The 20,680-nt window shown below is 66.1% G+C and carries 20 protein-coding genes and 1 tRNA gene; 12 read left to right on the forward strand and 9 right to left on the reverse strand.

Annotated elements, in window-relative coordinates; all coding sequences use genetic code 11:
• Positions 1-221: 221 nt before the first annotated feature.
• Complete coding sequence (locus tag U0042_RS23645) at positions 222-1,262, reverse strand: sigma-54 interaction domain-containing protein (protein WP_114813737.1); 1,041 nt, start codon at positions 1,260-1,262, stop codon at positions 222-224.
• Here U0042_RS23645 and U0042_RS23650 point away from each other — a divergent pair.
• The 7 genes from U0042_RS23650 to otsA all read left to right on the forward strand — a co-directional run bounded on the left by U0042_RS23650 (position 1,261) and on the right by otsA (position 6,561).
• Positions 1,261-1,422 (forward strand): hypothetical protein, encoded by a 162-nt coding sequence (locus U0042_RS23650; RefSeq protein WP_157977875.1) that lies wholly within the window; start codon positions 1,261-1,263, stop codon positions 1,420-1,422. The genes U0042_RS23645 and U0042_RS23650 overlap by 2 nt on opposite strands.
• A 311-nt stretch (positions 1,423-1,733) precedes the next feature.
• The gene (locus U0042_RS23655; protein WP_114813734.1) at positions 1,734-2,051 is read left to right on the forward strand and encodes a DUF883 family protein; all 318 of its coding nucleotides are present in this window, start codon (positions 1,734-1,736) and stop codon (positions 2,049-2,051) included.
• 93 nt (positions 2,052-2,144) lie between these two features.
• The gene (locus U0042_RS23660; protein ID WP_419150464.1) at positions 2,145-2,420 is read left to right on the forward strand and encodes a hypothetical protein; all 276 of its coding nucleotides are present in this window, start codon (positions 2,145-2,147) and stop codon (positions 2,418-2,420) included.
• Between the two features lie 343 nt (positions 2,421-2,763).
• On the forward strand, positions 2,764-4,167 hold the full coding sequence (locus tag U0042_RS23665) for a sigma-54-dependent transcriptional regulator (protein ID WP_114813706.1): 1,404 nt from the start codon (positions 2,764-2,766) through the stop codon (positions 4,165-4,167).
• A 127-nt stretch (positions 4,168-4,294) separates the two neighbouring features.
• Positions 4,295-4,561, forward strand: a complete 267-nt coding sequence (locus tag U0042_RS23670) for a hypothetical protein (RefSeq protein ID WP_232833497.1) — start codon at positions 4,295-4,297, stop codon at positions 4,559-4,561.
• Between the two features lie 150 nt (positions 4,562-4,711).
• Positions 4,712-4,939: a hypothetical protein gene (locus U0042_RS23675; protein WP_114813704.1), complete on the forward strand. Its 228-nt coding sequence runs from the start codon at positions 4,712-4,714 to the stop codon at positions 4,937-4,939.
• 185 nt (positions 4,940-5,124) lie between these two features.
• Positions 5,125-6,561: an alpha,alpha-trehalose-phosphate synthase (UDP-forming) gene (gene otsA / locus U0042_RS23680; protein WP_114813702.1), complete on the forward strand. Its 1,437-nt coding sequence runs from the start codon at positions 5,125-5,127 to the stop codon at positions 6,559-6,561.
• A 185-nt stretch (positions 6,562-6,746) separates the two neighbouring features.
• Here otsA and U0042_RS23685 read toward each other — a convergent pair whose 3' ends face one another.
• The 6 genes from U0042_RS23685 to U0042_RS23710 form a co-directional block, all read right to left on the reverse strand.
• Positions 6,747-8,252: an MFS transporter gene (locus U0042_RS23685; protein ID WP_114813700.1), complete on the reverse strand. Its 1,506-nt coding sequence runs from the start codon at positions 8,250-8,252 to the stop codon at positions 6,747-6,749.
• Between the two features lie 84 nt (positions 8,253-8,336).
• Positions 8,337-8,840 (reverse strand): YbhB/YbcL family Raf kinase inhibitor-like protein, encoded by a 504-nt coding sequence (locus U0042_RS23690; protein WP_114813698.1) that lies wholly within the window; start codon positions 8,838-8,840, stop codon positions 8,337-8,339.
• A gap of 340 nt (positions 8,841-9,180) precedes the next feature.
• The gene (locus tag U0042_RS23695) at positions 9,181-9,663 is read right to left on the reverse strand and encodes a very short patch repair endonuclease (protein WP_114813696.1); all 483 of its coding nucleotides are present in this window, start codon (positions 9,661-9,663) and stop codon (positions 9,181-9,183) included.
• A 61-nt stretch (positions 9,664-9,724) separates the two neighbouring features.
• Positions 9,725-10,999 (reverse strand): DNA (cytosine-5-)-methyltransferase, encoded by a 1,275-nt coding sequence (dcm, locus tag U0042_RS23700; protein WP_198665378.1) that lies wholly within the window; start codon positions 10,997-10,999, stop codon positions 9,725-9,727.
• A 154-nt stretch (positions 11,000-11,153) separates the two neighbouring features.
• A complete protein-coding gene (locus U0042_RS23705) occupies positions 11,154-11,480 on the reverse strand; it encodes a hypothetical protein (RefSeq protein WP_232833496.1) in 327 nt (108 codons plus the stop codon).
• Between the two features lie 216 nt (positions 11,481-11,696).
• Positions 11,697-11,939: a hypothetical protein gene (locus U0042_RS23710; protein WP_114813694.1), complete on the reverse strand. Its 243-nt coding sequence runs from the start codon at positions 11,937-11,939 to the stop codon at positions 11,697-11,699.
• Between the two features lie 304 nt (positions 11,940-12,243).
• Here U0042_RS23710 and U0042_RS23715 point away from each other — a divergent pair, with 304 nt between their 5' ends.
• Positions 12,244-12,492, forward strand: coding sequence for an energy transducer TonB (locus U0042_RS23715; RefSeq protein ID WP_114813692.1), 249 nt, complete (start codon positions 12,244-12,246; stop codon positions 12,490-12,492).
• A 53-nt stretch (positions 12,493-12,545) separates the two neighbouring features.
• Here the strand turns inward: U0042_RS23715 and U0042_RS23720 are convergent.
• A tRNA-Arg gene (locus tag U0042_RS23720) sits at positions 12,546-12,620 on the reverse strand.
• A gap of 104 nt (positions 12,621-12,724) precedes the next feature.
• Here U0042_RS23720 and U0042_RS23725 point away from each other — a divergent pair.
• Entirely contained in the window at positions 12,725-13,492 is a 768-nt protein-coding gene (locus U0042_RS23725) for a class I SAM-dependent methyltransferase (protein ID WP_232833495.1), read from the forward strand.
• Positions 13,493-13,552: 60 nt separating this feature from the next.
• Here U0042_RS23725 and U0042_RS23730 read toward each other — a convergent pair whose 3' ends face one another.
• Entirely contained in the window at positions 13,553-13,765 is a 213-nt protein-coding gene (locus U0042_RS23730) for a rubredoxin (RefSeq protein WP_114813688.1), read from the reverse strand.
• 218 nt (positions 13,766-13,983) lie between these two features.
• Here U0042_RS23730 and U0042_RS23735 point away from each other — a divergent pair, with 218 nt between their 5' ends.
• From U0042_RS23735 to parC, 3 genes are all read left to right on the forward strand, one after another.
• Complete coding sequence (locus U0042_RS23735) at positions 13,984-15,909, forward strand: ATP-binding cassette domain-containing protein (protein ID WP_114813686.1); 1,926 nt, start codon at positions 13,984-13,986, stop codon at positions 15,907-15,909.
• Between the two features lie 330 nt (positions 15,910-16,239).
• A complete protein-coding gene (locus U0042_RS23740) occupies positions 16,240-18,225 on the forward strand; it encodes a DNA topoisomerase IV subunit B (RefSeq protein WP_114813684.1) in 1,986 nt (661 codons plus the stop codon).
• Positions 18,226-18,293: 68 nt separating this feature from the next.
• Positions 18,294-20,624 carry a DNA topoisomerase IV subunit A gene (parC, locus tag U0042_RS23745; RefSeq protein WP_114813682.1) on the forward strand — a complete coding sequence of 777 codons (2,331 nt, stop codon included), beginning with the start codon at positions 18,294-18,296 and terminating at the stop codon, positions 20,622-20,624.
• Positions 20,625-20,680: the final 56 nt, after the last annotated feature.

Below are 20,680 nucleotides of genomic sequence, written 5' to 3' on the forward strand. Positions count from 1 at the left end.
GGCTCAAATGAGTGATGAGCCCGTGTGCCGCGCGCTTCTCACGGTGCAGCATTGTGCAATACGCGAAGTGTGAGCGACATAGAAAAAATGCAAGCAATTGCAAAAGCGCGTGCATTGCACACGCGCGTATGAATGCGAGTCTCAGCGTGTCGTGAAGGTGCCGGCCGAGCGACGGCGCGCGGTTCGCAACGTACCGCGGCGCGCTCGCGCCCTCGAACGCCTCAAGCTTCTTCTTCGCCCTCGCGTTCCTCGCTGCCGTATGCGCCCAGCCGGTTGTAGAGCGTCTTCAGACTGACGCCCAGGGCGCGCGCCGCACGGCGTTTGTCGCCGCCGCAGTACTTGAGCGTGCCGAGGATGATCTGCTTCTGCGCATCGGCGAGCGGCGTACCGATCCACACGCTCATCGCGTCGCCCTGCGTGACAGGCTTCTTCACCCTCGAAACGAGGTGCGGGTGCGGAATCTCCACCACCTTCTCGGCGAGGATGAATGCGCGATACACCGCGTTCTTCAGTTCGCGCACGTTGCCCGGCCACGACCAGCTGCGTACCGTTTCGAGCGCCCGCTTGCTGAACACCTTCTGCGTGCCTTCGCGCTCGTTCAGTTCATTGAGGAAGTGCTGGGCGAGCAGTTCGCGATCGCCGTCGCGTTCGCGCAGGGGCGGTGCGCGCAGCGGAAATACGGCGAGCCGGTACATCAGGTCCTCGCGCAGTCCGTTCTCTTTCACCGCCGTCACGGGGTCGCGATTGGTGGCCGCAATCACGCGCACGTCGCTATAACTCGCCTCGCTGCTGCCCACGCGATAGAACGTGCCGGTTTCCAGTGCGCGCAGCAGTTTGACCTGGCGCACCGGCGTCATTTCCGTCACCTCGTCGAGAAACAGCGTGCCGCCGTTCGCGTGTTCGAAGTACCCCACGCGGCCCTGGATGGCGCCCGTGAAGCTGCCTTTTTCGTGGCCGAACAGTTCGGCTTCGATCAGCTCGTCGGGAATCGCACCGCAGTTCACGGCGATGAAGGGCGCTTCCTTGCGCGTGCTCTGCTCGTGAATCGTGCGCGCGATCAGCTCCTTGCCCGTGCCCGATTCGCCGATGATGAGCGCCGTCGCATCGGTGCTCGCCACGCGTTCGATCTGCTCGTACAACTCCTGCATTGCCGGCGACGAGCCGTACAGCAATCCGTACGACTGTAGCGCTCCAGCGCGTGGGTTCGCCGACCCGGCCGCTGCGCGGTCGGAGGTGGGCGCTTCCAGCTCGATTGACGCCATGGTGAAGGTGTTCCGCATAAAAGGGTTCTTGCCGCAACGCATCGTCGCTGTCACTTCCTGGTTGCGTCTGCGCGGCATTCGCTGGCGCGGCGGCGGGCCGGGATCGTTCCTTGCCTCTTCGACATGGCCGGCTTGCCGCGCGAATCTCGTCAACATTTAACCACTGGCCAGGCGCGCGCCGCAACGTACCGTTTTCCGCGGGCGTGAACGAGGGCTTTAGTTGTAGCGCAGTGCGGCAACATTGACTGCCGGCGTTTTGCGTCCAGGCAAGGTTTGCCGTTTTGGCGCACCGTGCCCATGCGGTGGCGCTCTCATGTGGAACTCGTCACGCGCAAAACGATCGACAGACAAGTACCGGACACGTTCACCGGCACACGCAGCGGTTGCAGGTCCTGCTGCAACGCGACTACTGAAACAACGACTGAAACCGAACGAAGGAGGAGCCCGATGTCCACCACGATGTCTCCGTCGATGTCCCCGACCACCGAGCAACTCGCTCTCGGCCGGCAGAAGATTGCCGACGACCTTCGCGTTTTGCTGACCGATTCCGAAGAGATGCTGCGGCTCACTGCCTCGCTCACGGGCGAGGGTGTGGAGGCGCTGCGCGAACGTCTGCGCATGCACGTCGAGTCCCTGCAGGGCACGCTTGCCACGACGCAGTCCACGGCACAGCGGCAGTATCGCGCGGCCACGGTGCGTACCGAACGCTACGTGCGCGGCAATCCGTGGCAGTCGCTCGCCATGGCGGCCGGCGCCGGCTTTTTGCTGGGCGTGCTCGTGGCGAGCTGAGGCGCGTCGGCAAAGGGAAGGCCCGTTGCGTGACGCTGGTAGCGGCATGCATGCAGGCGGGCTCATCCGATACAGCAGAAGAAGGAGCAAGAGATGGCTAGACCCATGGCTCGACAGAAAATCGGCATATTCGGCGCCCTGGTTGCCGTGGGCGGCGTACTGGCGTGGCGCTGGGCGCAGAAGCATCGCGCCTCGCAGGCGTGGCTCAATCGCGATCTGAGCCGCTGGGAGGAAGAGGGCGGCACGGTCGTCAATACGACTGACGCAACCCAGCAGGCGCCGGCCCATTCGATGGCGGCACAGCGCGCGATGGCAAACGGCGAAGACCACTCCGCGCGCAGGGACGCCTGGCCGTTTCCGCGCGGCTGAGCAGGCGCTGGGGCACCGCTCGAGTCGCTCGGTACGTGAAGGCCGTTACGGCCCCATCGATATCGTCTTACAATGTTTGGATTCGCGTGGCTGCATGTTGGCGTGCACACCGTTGTGCATGCAGCTTTCGCGAATTCATTGCTGAAGCTATGCGCCGAACGGGGCGCATTTTCGCGAAACGCGACGCCCCGAAACCGCCGCGCGGCCGCGCTGCCGCGCGTTTCAAGAGCCGAAGGCGGCAACGCTTCAGTTGGGCGTGGGAGCATCCGCAGATTGGCCGGATGGCAGTTCCCGCGCCGCCGCCGCATCCCGGTTCGCTCATGTTCAACCCTGACGAGAAGCGATGTCACACGTACTGATTGTCGACGACGATTCCGATACCCGCGAGGCGCTGGCCGCCATCATCGCGCAAGACGGTCTGACGACCGCGCTGGCCGGCGACCTGCGCGAGGCCCGCATCCAGCTCGTGCGCCAGACCCCGGACGTGGTGTTCACCGACCTCAAGCTGCCCGACGGCAGCGGCGTCGATCTGTTCGAAGACCTCGATCCCACGTCGGGCGTCGAAGTCATCGTCATTACCGGCCATGCCACGGTGGAGTCGGCCGTGAACGCGCTGAAGATGGGTGCGACCGACTATCTGGTCAAGCCCATCAACATGCAGCGCGTGAAGGCGATTCTGAGCCGCCTGCCGCGACCCGGCGACCTCAAGGCCGAGATCGGCACGCTGCGCGGCGAGCTGCGCCGCATGGGACGCTTCGGACTGATGCTCGGCAGCTCGCCGGCCATGCAGGAGGTCTACGACCAGATCGGCCGCGTGGCGCCCACGGCGGCATCGGTGATGCTCGTAGGCGAGTCCGGCACCGGCAAGGAAGTGGCCGCGCAGACCGTGCACCAGCTGAGCCTGCGCCGCAAGCATGCGTTCCTCGCCGTGAATTGCGGCGCCATTTCGCCGAACCTCATCGAGTCCGAGATGTTCGGCCACGAGCGCGGCTCGTTCACGGGCGCGGACCGTCAACACAAGGGCTATTTCGAGCGCGCCAACGGCGGCACGCTGTTCCTCGACGAGATCACCGAGATGCCCGTGGAGCTTCAGGTGAAGCTCTTGCGCGTGCTCGAGACAGGCATGTTCATGCGCGTCGGCACGACGAAGGAAATCGAGACCGACGTGCGCCTGATCGCGGCCACCAACCGCGACCCCGAGCAGGCCGTCGTGGAGGGCAAGCTGCGGCTCGACCTCTATCACCGGCTCAACGTGTTTCCGATCAGCCTGCCGCCGCTGCGCGAGCGCGGCAAAGACGTCGAGTTGCTGGCGCAGGCGTTTCTCGAAGAACTCAACGAGCGGTACGGCACGCGCAAGCACTTCCCGCCCGCGGTGAAGGACATGCTGCTGTCGTACCCGTGGCCCGGCAACGTGCGCGAACTGAAGAACTACGTGCAGCGCGCGCACATCATGTCGAGCGCGGATTCGGACGCCACCGCCGTCGTGCCGTTGCAGATCTCCATTGCGAAGCCCTCGGCGGGTACCGCGATCACCATTCCGTTCGGCACGTCGCTCGCCGAAGCGGACCGGCAACTGATTCTCGCCACGCTCGAGCAATGCGGTGGCGTGAAGACGCGCGCGGCCGAAATTCTCGGCATTAGCCTGAAGACGCTCTATAACCGGCTCGTGGAGTACGGCAACGACGCGAAGCTCGCAGAAGGCGAAGCCAGCGACGAATCGCAGGCGGTGGGGCGCGCGAACGTGTGAGCGTTGCGCCCGGCATGCTGCACGAGCGTGCCGGGCAACGCACTGGGGCACGCGTCGTGCACCGCGCAGTTCGTTGCGCAGTTCACCGCGCACTTCATCGACAAACGACACGACGAAGGAGCCCGACATGCTGCGTCACCTGCCATCGCTTCCCATGCAGCCCTCGGCGGCCTGGGTCGTATTGCCCGCGATACCCGTACGTGCCCATACCCCGCAGCCCGAGGACCCGCCCGAGCCCGGCGAACCTACGCCGATGCCGCCCGAACCTTCGCACGAGCCGGACGAACCCGAGGCACCGCCGATTGGCGATCCGCCCGCGCAGCCGGGCGAGGTACCGCACGCCGTGCCGAAAGCGCCGGGCCACGGGCACCGCGGCGAACTTCGCGGCTTGTAAATGCTGGTATGACCCCACCCGCCACCGGATGCGAATTGATGTACTTGTTACAAGGCAGCCCAACTTTTTTACCGGCAATCCGGTTCGCCGGACCTAGACTGAAAAGATGTCACCCGCGTGGGTGACCGCTTCCACCTGGAGGCTTCGATCATGAGACACCCTGCATTGCGGCGTTCTGCACGTCACTCGGGCAAGCGCAACGCGCGCGACGGCGCACCCCAAGGTGTACTGGGCGGTCCGCCGCCGGACTTGAGCGACCCGGCGGCGCAAAACCGCCCCGCGCCCGGCATCCCGGCAGACGGCGAGCACAACCAGGGCGGCGCGCGTGCCGAAGGTCTCGACTACCAACGGGATCTGGGTTCAGAGCAGGACGCCTAAGCAATATTCGCGTTTCAGTCGTATCAGCGGAAAGTTTATTGCTACCTCGCGGCGCGAGGTGGCACAGATTCGCTCGGGCGTGCCCGCGCCTTGCGGTTTTATTTTTCTTTCTCGGGCAAGGCGGCACGCGAATTGCGTGTGTTCGGCGGGCATCCCGCATGCAACGAGAAAGGAGGTACTGCTGCATGGGCAGACTAATCGTGGTATCGAATCGTGTCGCGCCGACCCAGGAGGGGCGACCTTCCGCCGGCGGTCTCGCTATCGGCGTGCTGGACGCGCTCAAGGAAACGGGCGGTGTCTGGTTCGGCTGGAGCGGCGAGATCGTCGGCGAACCATCAGAGCCGGTAATCGAGCAGCAGGGCAACGTCACGTACGCGACCGTGGGTCTCACGCGGCGCGATTATGACCAGTATTACCGCGGCTTTTCCAACACTACGCTGTGGCCGACGTTCCACTACCGGAACGACCTCTCGCACTTCGAGCGCGAAGACTATGCGGGGTATCTGCGCGTCAACGAAACACTCGCGCGACGCCTCGTCACGATGATCCGCCCGGACGACATCATCTGGGTGCACGACTATCACCTGCTGCCGTTCGCTCGCTGCCTGCGCAATCTGGGCGTGACGAACCCCATCGGTTTCTTCCTGCACATTCCGTTTCCCGTGCCCGAGGTGCTGCGCACCGTGCCGCCGCACCAGGAACTGGTGCACTTCATGTGCGACTACGACGTGGTCGGCTTCCAGACCGAAGCGGATCGCCAGTCGTTCATCGACTTCATTGAGCGCGGGCATCACGGCTCGGCGAGCGAGGACGGCATGCTGCATGCCTACGACCGTCTGCTGAAGGTGGCCGCGTACCCCATCGGCATCTATCCGGATGCGATCGCCAAGGCCGCCACGCAGTACACCGACCGCAAGGCCGTGCGCAGCCTGCGCGACGGCTTGCGCGGCCGCAAGCTGATCATGAGCGTGGACCGGCTCGACTACTCGAAGGGCCTCGTGGAACGCTTCCAGGCCTTCGAGCGGCTGCTGCAGAATGGGCCGGGCTGGCACGGGCGCGTCTCGCTCGTGCAGATCGCGCCGCCTACCCGCTCGGACGTGCAGACCTACCAGCGCATTCGGCAGAACCTGGAAGGCGAGGCGGGGCGTATCAACGGACGTTTCGCCCAACTCGACTGGACGCCGATCCAGTACCTGAACCGCAAGTACGAACGCAATCTGTTGATGGCGCTTTTCCGCACCTCGCAGGTGGGTTACGTGACGCCGCTGCGCGACGGCATGAATCTCGTCGCGAAGGAGTATGTGGCGTCGCAGGATCCTTCGGACCCGGGCGTCCTCGTGCTCTCGCAGTTCGCGGGCGCAGCCGAGCAGATGCCGGGCGCGCTCGTGGTGAATCCGTTCGATCTCTCGCAGATGGCCGAGGCGCTGGAGCGCGCGCTCTCGATGCCGCTCGCCGAGCGTCAGGCGCGGCACGCCGACATGATGACCTCGCTGCGCGAGAACAACCTCTCGGTGTGGCGCGACACGTTCCTCGCGGATCTGCGCAACGTCGCGACGGCGGCATCGGTGACGGCGAAGGCCGTCAAGCAACCGATCAAACTCGCGCACGCAAAGGCGGCTTAGTGGCGCGTGGTGGTTACCCGATGGCCGCCGCGTAAGCGCTACGCAGCAGCCTCACAAGCTACGAACGACGGGCGCGGCGGAAGGCACAAGATCCTTCCGCCGCGCCCGTCGTTTTTCTCTTCTTCCTTCTTTTGCGGGGACGCGCGCCACGCGTGCAGTCGCAACGACCTGGTCCAGCGTACGCGTCAAGCCGCCGCGCTGTTCGCCGGCTGTCTCAGCCGCAGCAGGCTCACCGCAGCGGCAAGCATCGAAAAGCCCGCCGCCAGATATAGCGCGATGACGGGCCCCTGATGCGGCGACACGCCGAAAATCAGCGCGACCAGCGCGGCACCCAGCGTCTGGCCCGTGAGCCGCGCGGTGCCCAGCATGCCGCTCGCACCGCCGCTGCGTTCGCGAGGCGCGGAAGCGAGCATCTGGCGGTTGTTCGGCGACTGGAACATGCCGAAGCCCGCGCCGCACAGTGCCATGCGCCACGCGATATCGACGGCTGAAGGATGAGCGCCGAGCGTGGCGAGCAGCAGCAGGCCCACCGTCAGCGCGGCGAGCCCGATGCCGCCGAGGATGCCCGCCGGGTAGCGGTCCGAGAGGATGCCGGCGAGCGGCGCGGCGCCCACGATCACGAGCGGCCATGGCGTCATGAGAAAACCGGTCTCGACCTGCGAGAGCCCGAAGGTTTCCTGCATCAGGAACGGCAGCGAAACGAAGGCGAGCATCTGCGCACAGAACGAGCAGACGGAGGTGCCCACCGAAAGTCCGAACGCGGGAATGCGCAGCAGGTCGACGGGCAAGAGCGGCGCGGGGCGCGTCAATTGGCGACGCACGAAGAACCAGCCGGTCACGGCGGCCACGACGAACTGCGCGGACACCCAGACGCCCGACTCTCCGTGGCCGAGACCGTCGACTGCGAAGATCAGGAATCCGAACACGATCGCGTTCATCACGGCGCTCACGTAGTCGTAGGGCGCGCGGTGCTTCACGTTGACGGGCAGCGCGCGCATACCCAACGCGAAGGCCGCAATGCCGATCGGCACGTTGATGGCGAAGAGCCACGGCCACGGCGCGACCGAAAGCACCGCGGATGCCACGGTCGGCCCCACGGCCGACGAAATGGCCACCACCATCGCGTTGATCGACACGCCGCGTCCGAGCAGCCCCGGCGGATAGATCATGCGCACGAGCGCCGTGTTGACGCTCATGATGCCGGCCGCGCCGAACCCCTGGATCACGCGCGTCATGGCAAGCACCGGCAGCGAGCCCGACATCGCACAGCCCAAAGACGCCGCCGTGAAAAGCGCGAGACCCGCGAGATACACGCGCCGGTAGCCGATGCGATCACCCAGCGAGGCGAGCGGCAGCAGCGAAATCGTCACGGCGAGCTGATACGCGTTGACGACCCAGATGGACGACGCGGCGCTCGCGTGCAGGTTGCGCGCGATGGTGGGCAGCGCCACGTTGGCGATCGCGCTGTCGAGCACGGCGAGCGTAATGCCGAGCGCCACGACGACGATAGCCGCGTAGCGCTGCGGCAATGGCAATCCCGGCTCGGGATCGTTGCCGCGTGGCGGCGGCTGTCCGGCGTCGGCAGGGCGGCTGGCACGCGCCTCGCCGGATGCGGCGAGCGTGTCGTCGGACACAGCGGCAGCGCCGAGGGTTTCGGATGAGGGTGCGGATGAAAGGAATGAGGTGCGCATCGGTGGTATCGAAGCGGCGCGGCGGCTGGGTGCCGCCACGCCATCCTGCGCTGCGGTCCATCAGAACGGCAGCGCCGTTGCGGGCTACTTCAGTTCGTAGAGCCCCGTGTAGGTTGTCGAGTCGATTTCGTTCAGGTGAATCATGAAGCGCGCCACCGCGTTCGTCGTATCCGCGGTGATGGGCAACTGCGGCACCTTGAGCGCGTGAATGCGGAAGATGTAGCGATGCGGCTTGTCTCCGCGCGGCGGCGCGGCGCCGCCGAAACCTACCGTGCCGTAGTCGTTGCGCACCTGCACCGCACCGGGCGGCAGCAGACTGCCGTCGGCTTTGCCCGCGTTGCGGGGCAGCGACCGCGCATCGGGCGGCAGGTTGACCACGACCCAGTGCCAGAAGCCGCTGCCGGTCGGTGCATCGGGGTCGTAGACGGTGAGGGCGAGACTTTGCGCGTCGGCGGGCGGCGCGTCCCATTGCAGCGCCGGCGAGATGTTTTCGCCGTCGGAGCCGAACGCGGGCTCGTTCAGTTCCTGCGCCTTCGGCATGAAGCCGTTGGCCGGAAAGTCGTCGGACCAGATCCGGAAATCAGCCATTGGACGTCTCCTCAAGAACGGTTCAGCGTGGGATGAAACCGCAGGCCATGGGGTCTTCCACTGCCACGCCGTTTTGCCGGAAGTCGGCGGCGATGTTCGCCGCCTCGGTTGCCGCGATAGCGGTTACTGCAGGCGGCCGGCGCAATCGACCGAGTTTAGCGCAGCAGCACGGATGGTGCTTTCACTCCACGGGCTACCGACTACGGGCCGATGAGACCGAACGTCTGCCAGTCTGCTAGGGGCACGAATCGTTCCCGTCATCACGATGTGCGGTGCTCCTTGCAGCCAGGTGCAGCGAGCTGCGTGCGGGCCGTTGCAGCCCGAGCGCCGACCGACAATCTCAGCGAGGCGCCCGCAACGGCTCAGCCGCGCGCGGTCCGCGTGCTTCGAAAAGCGTGAACGCCCCGCTGCGCAGCCACGCGTCCAGTCGTTCGATGAGCGCGTCGACGTCGCGATCCGCGCCGCGAATCGCGCACTCCCACACGATGGCGATGCGCCAGCCCTGCGCGGCGAGCGCGGCAAGCGCCTTCGCGTCGTTGGCCCGGTTGCGCGCGATCTTCTCGCGCCAGAACGTAGGGCGCGTCTGCGGCCACTTGAAGAGCGGACAGTCGTGGCCGTGCCAGAAGCAGCCATGTACGAAGATCGCCGCGCGATAGCGGGGCAGCACGATGTCGGGGCGTCCCGGCAGCTCGCGCACATCGAGCCGGAAGCGGAAGCCGCGCCGGTGCAGTAGCCGGCGAATCAGCATCTCGGGCTTCGTATTGCGTCCGCGAATGCCGGACATCATGCGGCTGCGCGTTGCGGCGTCGACGACATCCACCATGTTGCATGGCTCCTCTGCCGCCTGCGGGCGCATCCGGCGGGCGGCGAGCGGCGGTTGGCGCTCAGGCCGCGAGCGCGGCCGCGGTGCGAACGGATCTGCGTTTGACGGCCGCCGTGCTCGTGGCGACACCCAGATGCGGCAGCATGATGCGCGCCACCTCGCGCATCACGGGCATCACGACGCTGTTGCCGAACTGGCGGTAGGCCTGGGTGTCGCTCACGGGAATGCGGAAGGTGTCGGGAAAGCCCATCAGGCGCGCGCACTCGCGCGGCGTGAGGCGACGCGGACGCTGTGCGTTGCCCTGATGCACGAGAATTTCGGAGCCGTCCTTGTGATAGCGCGCGGACAGCGTGCGCGTAACGCTGTCCGCGGTTGCCATGCCGAAACCGAACCCGTTGCCCGCGGCGCGATGCTTTTCGGCGTACTGCTGCAGGTACGTCCAGAGACCGGGCGTCAGCGTGTAGCGCGGCTGCACGCAGCGCGCCGCGTGGTCGAAGAAGCGGTCGCCGTCCCACGGCAGCAGGGGCTCGCTGCCGTCCGTGCGATGCAGGATGGCGCCGAGCCGCGGACCGTCGGCCGGTAGCCGCAGGTCGTCCCACGAGAACGCGCTCGGCTCGCGAAAGCCCACGAGGATGATGCGTTCGCGATGTTGCGGCGTGAAGTGGCTGCCGTCGATGACGCGGTAGTGGACTTCATAGCCCAGCTCGTCGCGCAGCGTTTGCAGGATCACCTCGAAGGTGCGGCCGCGGTCGTGCGAGAGCAGGTTCTTCACGTTTTCGAGCAGGAACGCCGCGGGGCGTCTTGCCGCGATGATCCGCGCGACGTCGAAGAAGAGCGTGCCCTGCGTCGTGCATTCGAAGCCGTGCGGGCGTCCCAGCGCGTTCTTCTTGCTCACGCCCGCAATCGAGAACGGCTGGCACGGAAAGCCGGCGAGCAGCACGTCGTGGGCGGGCACGTCGGCGGCCGGAAACGAGACGATGTCGCCGATGAAGCGATGGTCGGCGCCGTGGTTCTCGATGTAGGTCTTCTTCGAGAACTCGTTCCACTCGCTCGTGAACACACACTGGCCGCCGTGCGCCTCGAAGCCCATGCGGATGCCGCCGATGCCGGCGAAGAGGTCGACGAAGCGAAAGCGCGGCGCCTCCGGCACGCGGGTCGCCGCGGGTGTGCGCAGCAGTTCGCGCAGGGCGGCTTCGAGCATCGCGGGGCAGGGCGTTTCGCCTTTTTCCCAACGACGCACGGTCTTGACGTCCTTGCCGACGTGATCGGCGATCTGCCGCTGGGTGAATCGGGTGCGTGCCTGCTTGAGCAGATCTGGCAGGGGAGCCGGGGTCACGGAAGGTCCTCGCTGGGAATTTTGGCGGACATTATGACCGATAGACGACCCGCGGTCGCGCTTTGGTTCTGGAACGAGGGGATTTTGCTACGTGGCGTCGCGAACGGAAAAGGAATGCGCGAGCTCTTGAGGAATTGGACGCAACGGCGTCAGATCATTGGCCCTGGCGGCGCAGCGGCACGACCGTCGTTTCCTCGGCGGCTTGCGCGCGCGACGGGGCGGCGGCGAGCCGGCGTCCCGTTTCAGCTTCGAGGCGATCGAGCTGCAGCAGCAGGGCGTCGATGCCGCGCAACTGGGCCTTGTTGAGATGCACGGTGTCCAGCAACTGGTGCAGGCGCTTGCGCCAGTAGCCCGCGGGCAGCACGTTGCTGTCGTAATCGGGGGCGAACGAAAGCCGCATCGCCCGCTCGATATGAGCGATGTCTTCGTCTATCAGGCTCGCCATATACGAGCCCACCTGCGATTTCGCGGGATCTGCCATCTCTGTTTTACGGCACGTTGGGCGGTTACTTGAGTCCGGGATGTCCCGATGTTGCGGTATCCCGGCTGCGGGCGGGCTGCGGCGTGCGGCGCGCCGTGCATCGTTAGGCTCGCTGTGGGGCTGTCAGCACGGCGGCGCCTGCTGGCGTCGGCCGGAGTTCATCCGCCGCCCCGCGGCGACGCCGTGGCGGCGGATCAGCCAGCCGGCCGATTTCACTCAACTGGCCTTGGCGTGGACTTCATGGGCTGGCGGGGTGGTGTGATCGAAGGCGTCGAGCTGGACGAGCAGGCCGTCGATGGCGCAAAACTGCTGCTGGGTGATGCGCTTGCCGGCGAGCAGTCGCTGCAGGCGGTGCCGCCAGTAGCTGGGCGGCAAAAGCGCCCGGGTGGCATCGACTGCCAGCGATGCGCGCATCACACGTTGAATGTGCGCGATTTCCTGGTCGAGAAGGCTGACCATGGTGTGCCCCCGTGATGGATGTTGCGTTTCTGTCGACGTTCGGGACGTCGCTGCTTGCTATGTTCGTAATGTATGACGTTTTGCACGTCGCGCTACCTGTCAGTTTTGATAGGGACCGGTGCGCTGTATCAACGCGGCGTGGGTTGACATCATCGAGGTGCCGCGGCGGCGATTGTAAAGAATGGCGGCGATCGTCTTGACATTGGTGGGCGCAACGGCGCGAAGTACCCACAATTGCCTCTCGCACATGGCCCGCTCGGGTCGTTCTGCAATGGAACAGTGAACAGTGGAGGAGGGCGCAACGATGAGTCTGCTGGACAAACTACTCGCGAAAACCAATCCGCAGCAAAGTACGCAGCGACGCGTGCTGGCGCGGGTGCTGCTGGACGATGCCGGCCGGGTGCAGGCGGTTCAGCTCAAGCGCGGCTGCGGCGATCCCGCAATCGACGAGCGCGCGCTCGCCGAACTCCAGAATGGCCGCTATCCGCCCAACAGGCTCGGGTCGAAGACCTCGCGCCGATGGCACGACGTGGCGTGGACGATGGAAACGTGACGGAGCGGAAGGGGGGGCGGCGGTTGCTGCGAGGAAAGGGGGCGTGGCGCTGCTGGTCCCCCCGACAGGAATCGAACCTGTATCTAGCGCTTAGGAGGCACTTGTTCTATCCATTGAACTACGGGGAGAGGGACCGGGCGCCGCAGGGGCAAGAGTATAGCAAAGCCGGTCGGGCCGGAGAATGACCGTTCGGACGATGGTTCAGGCATCGGCAAGCCGCTACGATGGCTGCATGACCACGCCTGACCCCATGTCGCTCTACACCGATGCACGCCTCGTCGCGCTCTACGACGCGCTGAATCCATTCGCCGCCGACACGGCGTTCTATCTGCACCTTGCGGCGACGTTGCCGCGGGTGCCGATCCTCGACATCGGCTGCGGCACAGGCTTGCTTGCCAGCGAACTGGCGCGGCGCGGCCACGACGTGACGGGCATCGACCCGGCCCGTGCGATGCTCGAAGTCGCGCGGCAGCGAGCCGGCGGAGCGCAGCAGGTGCGCTGGATCGAGGGCGACGCGCGCGCGGCGGCGCCTTCAAGCGCGGGGCTTGCGCTCATGACGGGCCACGTCGCCCAGATTTTTCTGGATGACGCCAGTTGGCTCGCCACGTTGACCGCCATTCGTCGCGCGCTGTATCCGGGCGGCTGGCTGGCGTTCGAGAGCCGCAATCCGCAGGCGCGGCCCTGGGAGCGGTGGACGCCGGAGCGATCGCGTCGAACCGTCGATCATCCGGTAGTCGGCGCGACCGTCGTGTGGCAGCGCTTGATCGAGGTGCGAACCGACGGAGACGGCCAGCGCGTGCGCTTCGAGACGCACTACCGGTTCGAGCGTACGGACGACGAGGTGGTGGTGCGGAGCGAGTTGCGATTCCGCTCGAAGGACGAACTCGCGGCCACGCTGGACGAAGCCGGATTCAGCGTGACGCAGTGGTATGGCGACTGGTCGGGCGCGCCGTTGGGCGCCGACTCGCCTGAATTGATCGTGGTGGCGACACGCTCATGAAGCCGTGACCACGCGTTGCCGGGCTGAGCCGAACCGCGCGACGCACTCCGGCAAGGTTCTTCAGAACTCCACGACCGCGAAGTCCCCTTTGCCCACGTCGCAAAGCGGGCAGCGCCAGTCTTCGGGAATATCGGCAAAACGGGTGCCGGCGGGGATGCCTTCGTCCGGCAGTCCCTCTTCTTCGTTGTAGATCCAGCCGCAAATCAGGCAGACCCAGCTTTTGTATTCGACAACATCACTCACGGCGTACTCTTCGATCCGTTCAATGCACATTCGGTGCGATTGCCACGAGGCGCGACCGGCTCTGCGGCTCGCCGGGCGGCGGCGAGCCGCAATCTTACCGGAATTCGCCGCGCGGGCGCCTGCGCGGCCCGCCTGGGTCGCTTCTGCCGGCCCTGCCGCATTCGCTGTCCATCTGGCCAGGCTGCCGCTGCCGCGACGCCCGGTACAATGAGCGATTCCGGTCCATCGCAGTTTTCTCGGTCTCTTCCATGTCGCTTTACACCATCACCGGCGCGCATCTCGCGTTCGGCCACGTCGCGCTGCTCGACCACGCGGACTTCTCGCTGGAAGCGGGCGAGCGCGTCGGCCTGATCGGCCGCAACGGCGCGGGCAAGTCGTCGCTCCTCAAGATCGTCGCGGACCTGACGAAGCCCGACGACGGCCTCGTCACGCGCCAGCAGAATCTCACGACGGTCTACGTGCCTCAGGAGCCCGAGTTCGACGTCGACGCAACGGTGTTCGACACGGTGGCTTCCGGTCTCGCCGATGCGCAGCAACTGCTCGACGAATACGACACCGTTGCGCACCGCCTCGCCGAGACGCCTGAAGGCGCAGAGCACGACGCGCTGCTTGCGCGCATGAACGCGCTGCAATCCTCGCTGGATGCGGCGGACGCATGGAACTGGCGCACGCGCGTCTCCACCACGCTCGCGCAGATCGGCCTCGACGGGCAGGCGCGCGTGGGCGCGCTCTCAGGCGGCATGCAAAAGCGCGTGGCGCTGGCGCGGGCGCTCGTCGTGCAGCCCGACGTGCTGCTGCTCGACGAACCGACCAACCACCTCGACTTCGACGGCATCCGCTGGCTCGAAGATCTGTTGCTCTCCCAGCGCGCCAGTCTTTTCTTCATCACCCACGACCGCGCGTTCCTCGACCGGGTGGCCACCCGCATCGTCGAACTGGACCGCGGCCGGCTGCTCTCGTATCCGGGCAACTTTTCCGCTTACCAGGAGCGCAAGGCGCAGCAGCTCGAAGTGGAGCGGATCGAGAACGCGAAGTTCGACAAACTGCTCGCCCAGGAAGAAGTGTGGATCCGCAAGGGCGTGGAGGCGCGCCGCACGCGCAGCGTGGGCCGCATCGCGCGGCTCGTGCAGATGCGCCGCGAGCGCGAGGAACGCCGCAACGTGCAGGGCAACGTGAAGCTCGATGTCGGGCAGGGCGAGAAGTCGGGCAAGATCGTCGCGGAGCTCACCGACGTGACGAAGCGCTACGGCAACCGCACCGTGGTCGACCGCTTCTCGGCCACCGTCATGCGCGGCGACAAGATCGGCTTCGTGGGCCCGAACGGCGCGGGCAAGACCACGCTGCTCAAGCTGATTCTCGGCGAGATCAAGCCGGACGAAGGCCAGGTGCGGGTCGGCACCAATCTGCAGGTCGCGTACTTCGACCAGATGCGCGCGCAGCTCGACATGGAAAAGACGCTCGCCGACACCATCAGCCCCGGCAGCGACTGGGTCGAGATCAACGGCGCGCGAAAGCACGTCATGAGCTACCTCGGCGACTTCCTGTTCGCGCCGGAGCGCGCCCGTTCGCCGGTGAAGTCGCTCTCCGGCGGCGAGCGCAACCGTCTGCTGCTCGCCCGCCTGTTCGCGCGGCCCGCGAACGTGCTGGTGCTCGACGAACCCACCAACGACCTCGACATTCCCACGCTCGAACTGCTCGAAGAGCTGCTCACCGACTACGAAGGGACGGTGCTGCTCGTGAGCCACGACCGCGCGTTCCTGGACAACGTGGTGACCTCCGTGATCGCGGCGGAGGGCGAAGGCCGCTGGCGCGAGTATGTGGGCGGCTTTACGGACTGGCAGATCCAGCGCGATCGCTCGGAACAGCTACGCGAAGCGCAGGCGCCGCGTGAGAGCGCGAAGGAAGCGCCGAACAAGGAGAGTGCCGCTGCGCGCAGTGCGCCGCGCGCCGTCAAGCTGTCGTTCAAGGAGCAGCGCGAACTCGATGCGCTGCCGGAGCGCATCGCGTCGCTCGAAGCCGAGCAGAAGACCATTGCGGTTCAACTCGAAGACGGCTCCATCTTCGCGAAAGACGCCGCCGAGGGCACGCGCCTCACCGAGCGTTACGGCGCAATCGAAGAGGAACTGCTGGTCGCGCTCGAGCGCTGGGAAGAACTGGAGAGCAAGCGCAAGTGAGCGTGCTTGCGTGGCGCGGGGCGTGCACGACCCAGGCGCGTGCCGCGCGTCGCGAATTGCCGCCCAGGGCGAAATCAGTAAAATACCCCGCGAACCCGCCAGCCGGCGGCCCTGTGCCGTGGTCCTGCGCCCGCCGCGAACGCCTTCGCAGGCGCGCCGTGCGGCCCGGCCTGTCGTATGAGCCGGCAGCCGCAGGTCCGCCCGCGTAGCGAGCAACCCAATCCAGCCCGTTGTTTCGTATCGGATATTTTGAAAACTCAACGCCTTGTCCACGCAGATGTCCACAGAACATGTGGACAACCACGATGAACGGACGGACCCCAATCCACCATGTCTACGAAGAAGTCAAACGCGGCCTATAGCGAAGCGTCCATCAAGGTACTCAAAGGCCTTGAACCGGTCCGGCAGCGGCCCGGCATGTACACGCGCACCGAGAATCCGCTGCACATCATCCAGGAAGTCATCGACAACGCGTCCGACGAAGCCCTCGGCGGCTTCGGCAAGCAGATCACCGTCACGCTGAACACGGACGGCTCCGTGTCCGTGGACGACGACGGCCGCGGCATTCCGTTCGGCCTGCATCCCGAAGAACGCGTGCCCGTGGTCGAAATCGTGTTCACGCGCCTGCACGCGGGCGGCAAGTTCGACAAGGCCGCGGGCGGCGCGTATACCTTCTCGGGCGGCCTGCACGGCGTGGGCGTGTCGGTCACCAACGCGCTCTCGAAGCAGCTCGACGTCACGGTCTGGCGCGACGGCAAGGTGGCCGACATCGGCTTTGCGCACGGCGAGGTCGTGAAGCCGCTGAAGACGCGTGCGGCGACGCGCGACGACAAGAAGAGCGGCACGCGCGTCACCGTCTGGCCCGACGCGAAGTACTTCGATTCGGCCAACCTGCCGGTGGGCGAGCTGCAGCGCCTGTTGCGCTCGAAAGCGGTGCTGCTGCCCGGCGTCGAGGTCGTGCTCGTCAACGAGAAAACCGGCGAGCGCCTGAGCTGGAAATACGAAGACGGCCTGCGCGGCTATCTGCTCGAAGGGCTCGCAGGCAGCGACCTCGTGATTCCGCTCTTCGAAGGCGAGCGCTATGCCGAAGGTTCGCGCGCGAGCGACGACACCTTCGCCGAAGGCGAGGGCGCGGCCTGGGTGGTCGCATGGAGCGAGGAAGGTTCGCTCATGCGCGAGTCGTATGTGAACCTGATTCCCACGCCCGCCGGCGGCACGCACGAAGCGGGTTTGCGCGAAGGCCTTTTTCAGGCCGTGAAGAGTTTCATCGAGCTGCACAATCTGCAGCCCAAGGGCGTGAAGCTGCTGGCCGAAGACGTGTTCGCTCGCGTCTCGTTCGTGCTCTCGGCCAAGGTGCTCGATCCGCAGTTCCAGGGGCAAATCAAGGAGCGTCTGAACAGCCGCGATGCGGTCAAGCTGGTCGGCTCGTTCACGCGGCCCGCGCTCGAACTGTGGCTCAACCAGCACGTCGAGCACGGCAAGAAGCTCGCGGATCTCGTCATCAAGCAGGCCCAGGCGCGTACGCGCGCGGGCCAGAAGATCGAGAAGCGCAAGAGTTCGGGCGTCGCGGTGCTGCCGGGCAAGCTTACCGACTGCGAATCCACTGACATCTCGCGCAACGAGCTCTTCCTCGTGGAAGGCGACTCGGCGGGCGGGTCGGCGAAGATGGGCCGCGACAAGGAATACCAGGCCATCCTGCCGCTGCGCGGCAAGGTGCTCAACACCTGGGAAACCGAGCGCGACCGGCTCTTCGCGAACAACGAAGTGCACGACATTTCGGTGGCGATCGGCGTCGATCCGCACGGACCCGACGACACCGTCGACCTCTCCAACCTCCGCTACGGCAAGATCTGCATTCTTTCCGACGCCGACGTGGACGGCGCGCACATCCAGGTGCTCCTGCTCACGTTGTTCTTCAAGCATTTCCCGCAGTTGATCGAGCGCGGCCATGTGTGCGTGGCGCGTCCTCCTCTCTTTCGCGTCGATGCGCCGGCGCGCGGCAAGAAGCCCGCGCAGAAGCTCTACGCGCTCGACGAAGGCGAACTCGACGCCATTCTCGACAAGCTGCGCAAGGACGGCGTGCGCGAATCGCAATGGACCATCAGCCGCTTCAAGGGCCTCGGCGAAATGAGCGCCGAGCAGCTGTGGGACACCACCATGAACCCCGACACCCGGCGTCTCTCGCCCGTGGCGCTCGGCGACCTCGACTTCGATTCCACCGTCGCGCGCATGACCATGCTGATGGGCAAGGGCGAAGCGGCTGCGCGGCGCAGCTGGCTCGAAGAGAAGGGCAACGAAGTCGAAGCGGACATCTGAGCGCGGCGCGCGTGCACGTGTGAGGCCCGCGCACCACGCAGGACAGGACCAGAACACGGATTGATTCAATGGACCAACAGGACGATCTTTTCACCGAGCCGACAGCCCCCGAGGGCGAGTTCCTGACGCTCGGCCACTACGCGGAGCGCGCGTATCTCGACTACGCCGTGAGCGTGGTGAAGGGCCGCGCGCTGCCCGACGTCTGCGACGGCCAGAAGCCGGTGCAGCGCCGCATCCTGTTCGCGATGAACGAGATGGGGCTGGGCGACAACGCCAAGCCCGTGAAGTCGGCGCGCGTGGTGGGCGACGTGCTCGGCAAGTACCACCCGCACGGCGACCAGTCCGCCTACGACGCGCTCGTGCGTCTCGCGCAGGACTTCTCGATGCGCTATCCGCTCATCGACGGCCAGGGCAACTTCGGCTCGCGCGACGGCGACGGTGCGGCGGCCATGCGCTACACCGAAGCGCGGCTTACGCCCATTGCGAAGCTCCTGCTCGACGAAATCGATCAGGGCACCGTCGACTTCATGCCGAACTACGACGGTTCGTTCCAGGAGCCCAAGACGCTGCCGGCGCGTCTGCCGATGCTGCTCCTGAACGGCGCATCGGGCATTGCGGTGGGTCTTGCCACCGAGATTCCGTCGCACAACCTGCGCGAAGTCGCCTCGGCGGCCGTGGCGATGATCCGCAATCCGAACATCTCGCACGCGGAACTGATGGAGAAGCTGCCGGGGCCCGACTTCCCCGGCGGCGGCCAGATCATTTCGAGCGAAGCCGAGATTGCCGCCGCGTATGAAACGGGCCGCGGTAGCCTCAAGGTGCGCGCACGCTGGAAGATCGAAGACCTCGCGCGCGGCCAGTGGCAGCTCGTCATTACCGAGCTGCCGCCGAACACCTCGGGCCAGAAGGTGCTCGAGGAAATCGAGGAACTCACGAACCCGAAGATCAAGCTCGGCAAGAAGTCGCTCACGCCCGAGCAGTTGCAGGTCAAGCAGTCCATGCTCGCGTTGCTCGACACCGTGCGCGACGAGTCGGGCAAAGATGCGCCCGTGCGCCTCGTGTTCGAGCCGAAGTCGAGCCGCATCGACCAGACCGAGTTCGTGAACTCGCTGCTCGCGCATACGAGTCTCGAATCGAACGCCACGCTGAACCTCGTGATGATCGGCGGGGACGGCAGGCCGCGTCAGAAGGGCATCAGCGAAATTCTCGCCGAGTGGATCGGCTTTCGCTTCGCCACCGTCACGCGGCGCAGCCAGCATCGGCTCGCCAAGGTGAACGATCGCATCCACATCCTCGAAGGGCGGATGATCGTTTTCCTGAATATCGACGAGGTGATCCGCATCATCCGCGAGTCGGACGAACCGAAGTCCGCGCTGATGTCCGCGTTCGGGCTCACCGAGCGCCAGGCCGACGACATTCTCGAAATCCGGCTGCGTCAGCTGGCCCGGCTCGAGAAGATCAAGATCGAGAAGGAACTCGAAGAGCTGCGCGACGAGAAGGCGAAGCTCGAAGAACTGCTCGCGAACGAGTCGTCGATGAAGCGCCTCATCGTGAAGGAGATCGAGGCTGACGCGAAGCAATACGGCGACGATCGCCGCACGCTGATCCAGCAGGAAAAGCGCGCCACGTTCGAAGCGCGCGTAGTGGACGAACCGGTCACGGTGGTCGTGTCGCAGCGCGGCTGGGTGCGCGCGCTCAAGGGGCATGGGCTCGATCCGGCCGGCTTCACGTTCAAGGCCGGCGACGGCCTCTACGCGGCGTTCCAGTGCCGCACGCCGGACACGCTCATCGCATGGGGCAGCAACGGACGCGTCTACTCGGTGGCCGTGGCGTTGCTGCCGGGCGGGCGCGGCGACGGCGTGCCGGTGACGTCACTGATCGAACTCGAATCGGGTTCGCATCTGATGCATTACTTCGCGGCGCCCGCCGAGCAGGCGCTGCTGCTCGCGTCGAGCAACGGCTTCGGCTTCATCGCGAAGGTGGGCGACATGGTGAGCCGCGTGAAGGCGGGCAAGTCGTTCATGACCATCGACGAAGGCGCGCGACCGCTCGCGCCCATGCCGATGTTCCCGGGCGTGACCCAGGTGGCGTGTCTTTCGGGTGGCGGCCGGCTGCTGGTGTTCGGCCTCGACGAGATGAAGACGCTCTCGGGCGGCGGCCGCGGCGTGACGCTGATGGCGCTCGATCCCGACGAGCCGCTCATCCAGGCCCTCGCGATCAGCGATGCGGGCGTGGTGCTCATGGGCACGGGGCGCGGCGGCAAGGCGGCCGAAGAGAAGCTCGCGGGTGCGGCGCTCGCACCGCACGTCGGCAAGCGTGCGCGCAAAGGCCGCGCGCCGGAGACGCGGCTCAAGGTGAGCAGCCTGCGGCCTGCGCTGCCGGCGGGCTCCGGCAACTGATCGAGGCATCGGTCGCGGTGCGCTGCACTGCACTGCGTTCGAATGCGTCGATGCAC

Origin of the sequence: Paraburkholderia kururiensis (assembly GCF_034424375.1) — a bacterium.
GTDB lineage: Bacteria > Pseudomonadota > Gammaproteobacteria > Burkholderiales > Burkholderiaceae > Paraburkholderia > Paraburkholderia kururiensis_A.

Coding starts and splice junctions, on each gene's coding strand:
- U0042_RS23650 (WP_157977875.1), top strand. CDS start 1,261: ATGGTGAAGGTGTTCCGCATAAAAGGGTTCTTGCCGCAACGCATCGTC.
- U0042_RS23645 (WP_114813737.1), bottom strand. CDS start 1,262: ATGGCGTCAATCGAGCTGGAAGCGCCCACCTCCGACCGCGCAGCGGCC.
- U0042_RS23655 (WP_114813734.1), top strand. CDS start 1,734: ATGTCCCCGACCACCGAGCAACTCGCTCTCGGCCGGCAGAAGATTGCC.
- U0042_RS23660 (WP_419150464.1), top strand. CDS start 2,145: ATGGCTAGACCCATGGCTCGACAGAAAATCGGCATATTCGGCGCCCTG.
- U0042_RS23665 (WP_114813706.1), top strand. CDS start 2,764: ATGTCACACGTACTGATTGTCGACGACGATTCCGATACCCGCGAGGCG.
- U0042_RS23670 (WP_232833497.1), top strand. CDS start 4,295: ATGCTGCGTCACCTGCCATCGCTTCCCATGCAGCCCTCGGCGGCCTGG.
- U0042_RS23675 (WP_114813704.1), top strand. CDS start 4,712: ATGAGACACCCTGCATTGCGGCGTTCTGCACGTCACTCGGGCAAGCGC.
- otsA (WP_114813702.1), top strand. CDS start 5,125: ATGGGCAGACTAATCGTGGTATCGAATCGTGTCGCGCCGACCCAGGAG.
- U0042_RS23685 (WP_114813700.1), bottom strand. CDS start 8,252: ATGCGCACCTCATTCCTTTCATCCGCACCCTCATCCGAAACCCTCGGC.
- U0042_RS23690 (WP_114813698.1), bottom strand. CDS start 8,840: ATGGCTGATTTCCGGATCTGGTCCGACGACTTTCCGGCCAACGGCTTC.
- U0042_RS23695 (WP_114813696.1), bottom strand. CDS start 9,663: ATGGTGGATGTCGTCGACGCCGCAACGCGCAGCCGCATGATGTCCGGC.
- U0042_RS23705 (WP_232833496.1), bottom strand. CDS start 11,480: ATGGCAGATCCCGCGAAATCGCAGGTGGGCTCGTATATGGCGAGCCTG.
- U0042_RS23710 (WP_114813694.1), bottom strand. CDS start 11,939: ATGGTCAGCCTTCTCGACCAGGAAATCGCGCACATTCAACGTGTGATG.
- U0042_RS23715 (WP_114813692.1), top strand. CDS start 12,244: ATGAGTCTGCTGGACAAACTACTCGCGAAAACCAATCCGCAGCAAAGT.
- U0042_RS23725 (WP_232833495.1), top strand. CDS start 12,725: ATGACCACGCCTGACCCCATGTCGCTCTACACCGATGCACGCCTCGTC.
- U0042_RS23730 (WP_114813688.1), bottom strand. CDS start 13,765: ATGTGCATTGAACGGATCGAAGAGTACGCCGTGAGTGATGTTGTCGAA.
- U0042_RS23735 (WP_114813686.1), top strand. CDS start 13,984: ATGTCGCTTTACACCATCACCGGCGCGCATCTCGCGTTCGGCCACGTC.
- U0042_RS23740 (WP_114813684.1), top strand. CDS start 16,240: ATGTCTACGAAGAAGTCAAACGCGGCCTATAGCGAAGCGTCCATCAAG.
- parC (WP_114813682.1), top strand. CDS start 18,294: ATGGACCAACAGGACGATCTTTTCACCGAGCCGACAGCCCCCGAGGGC.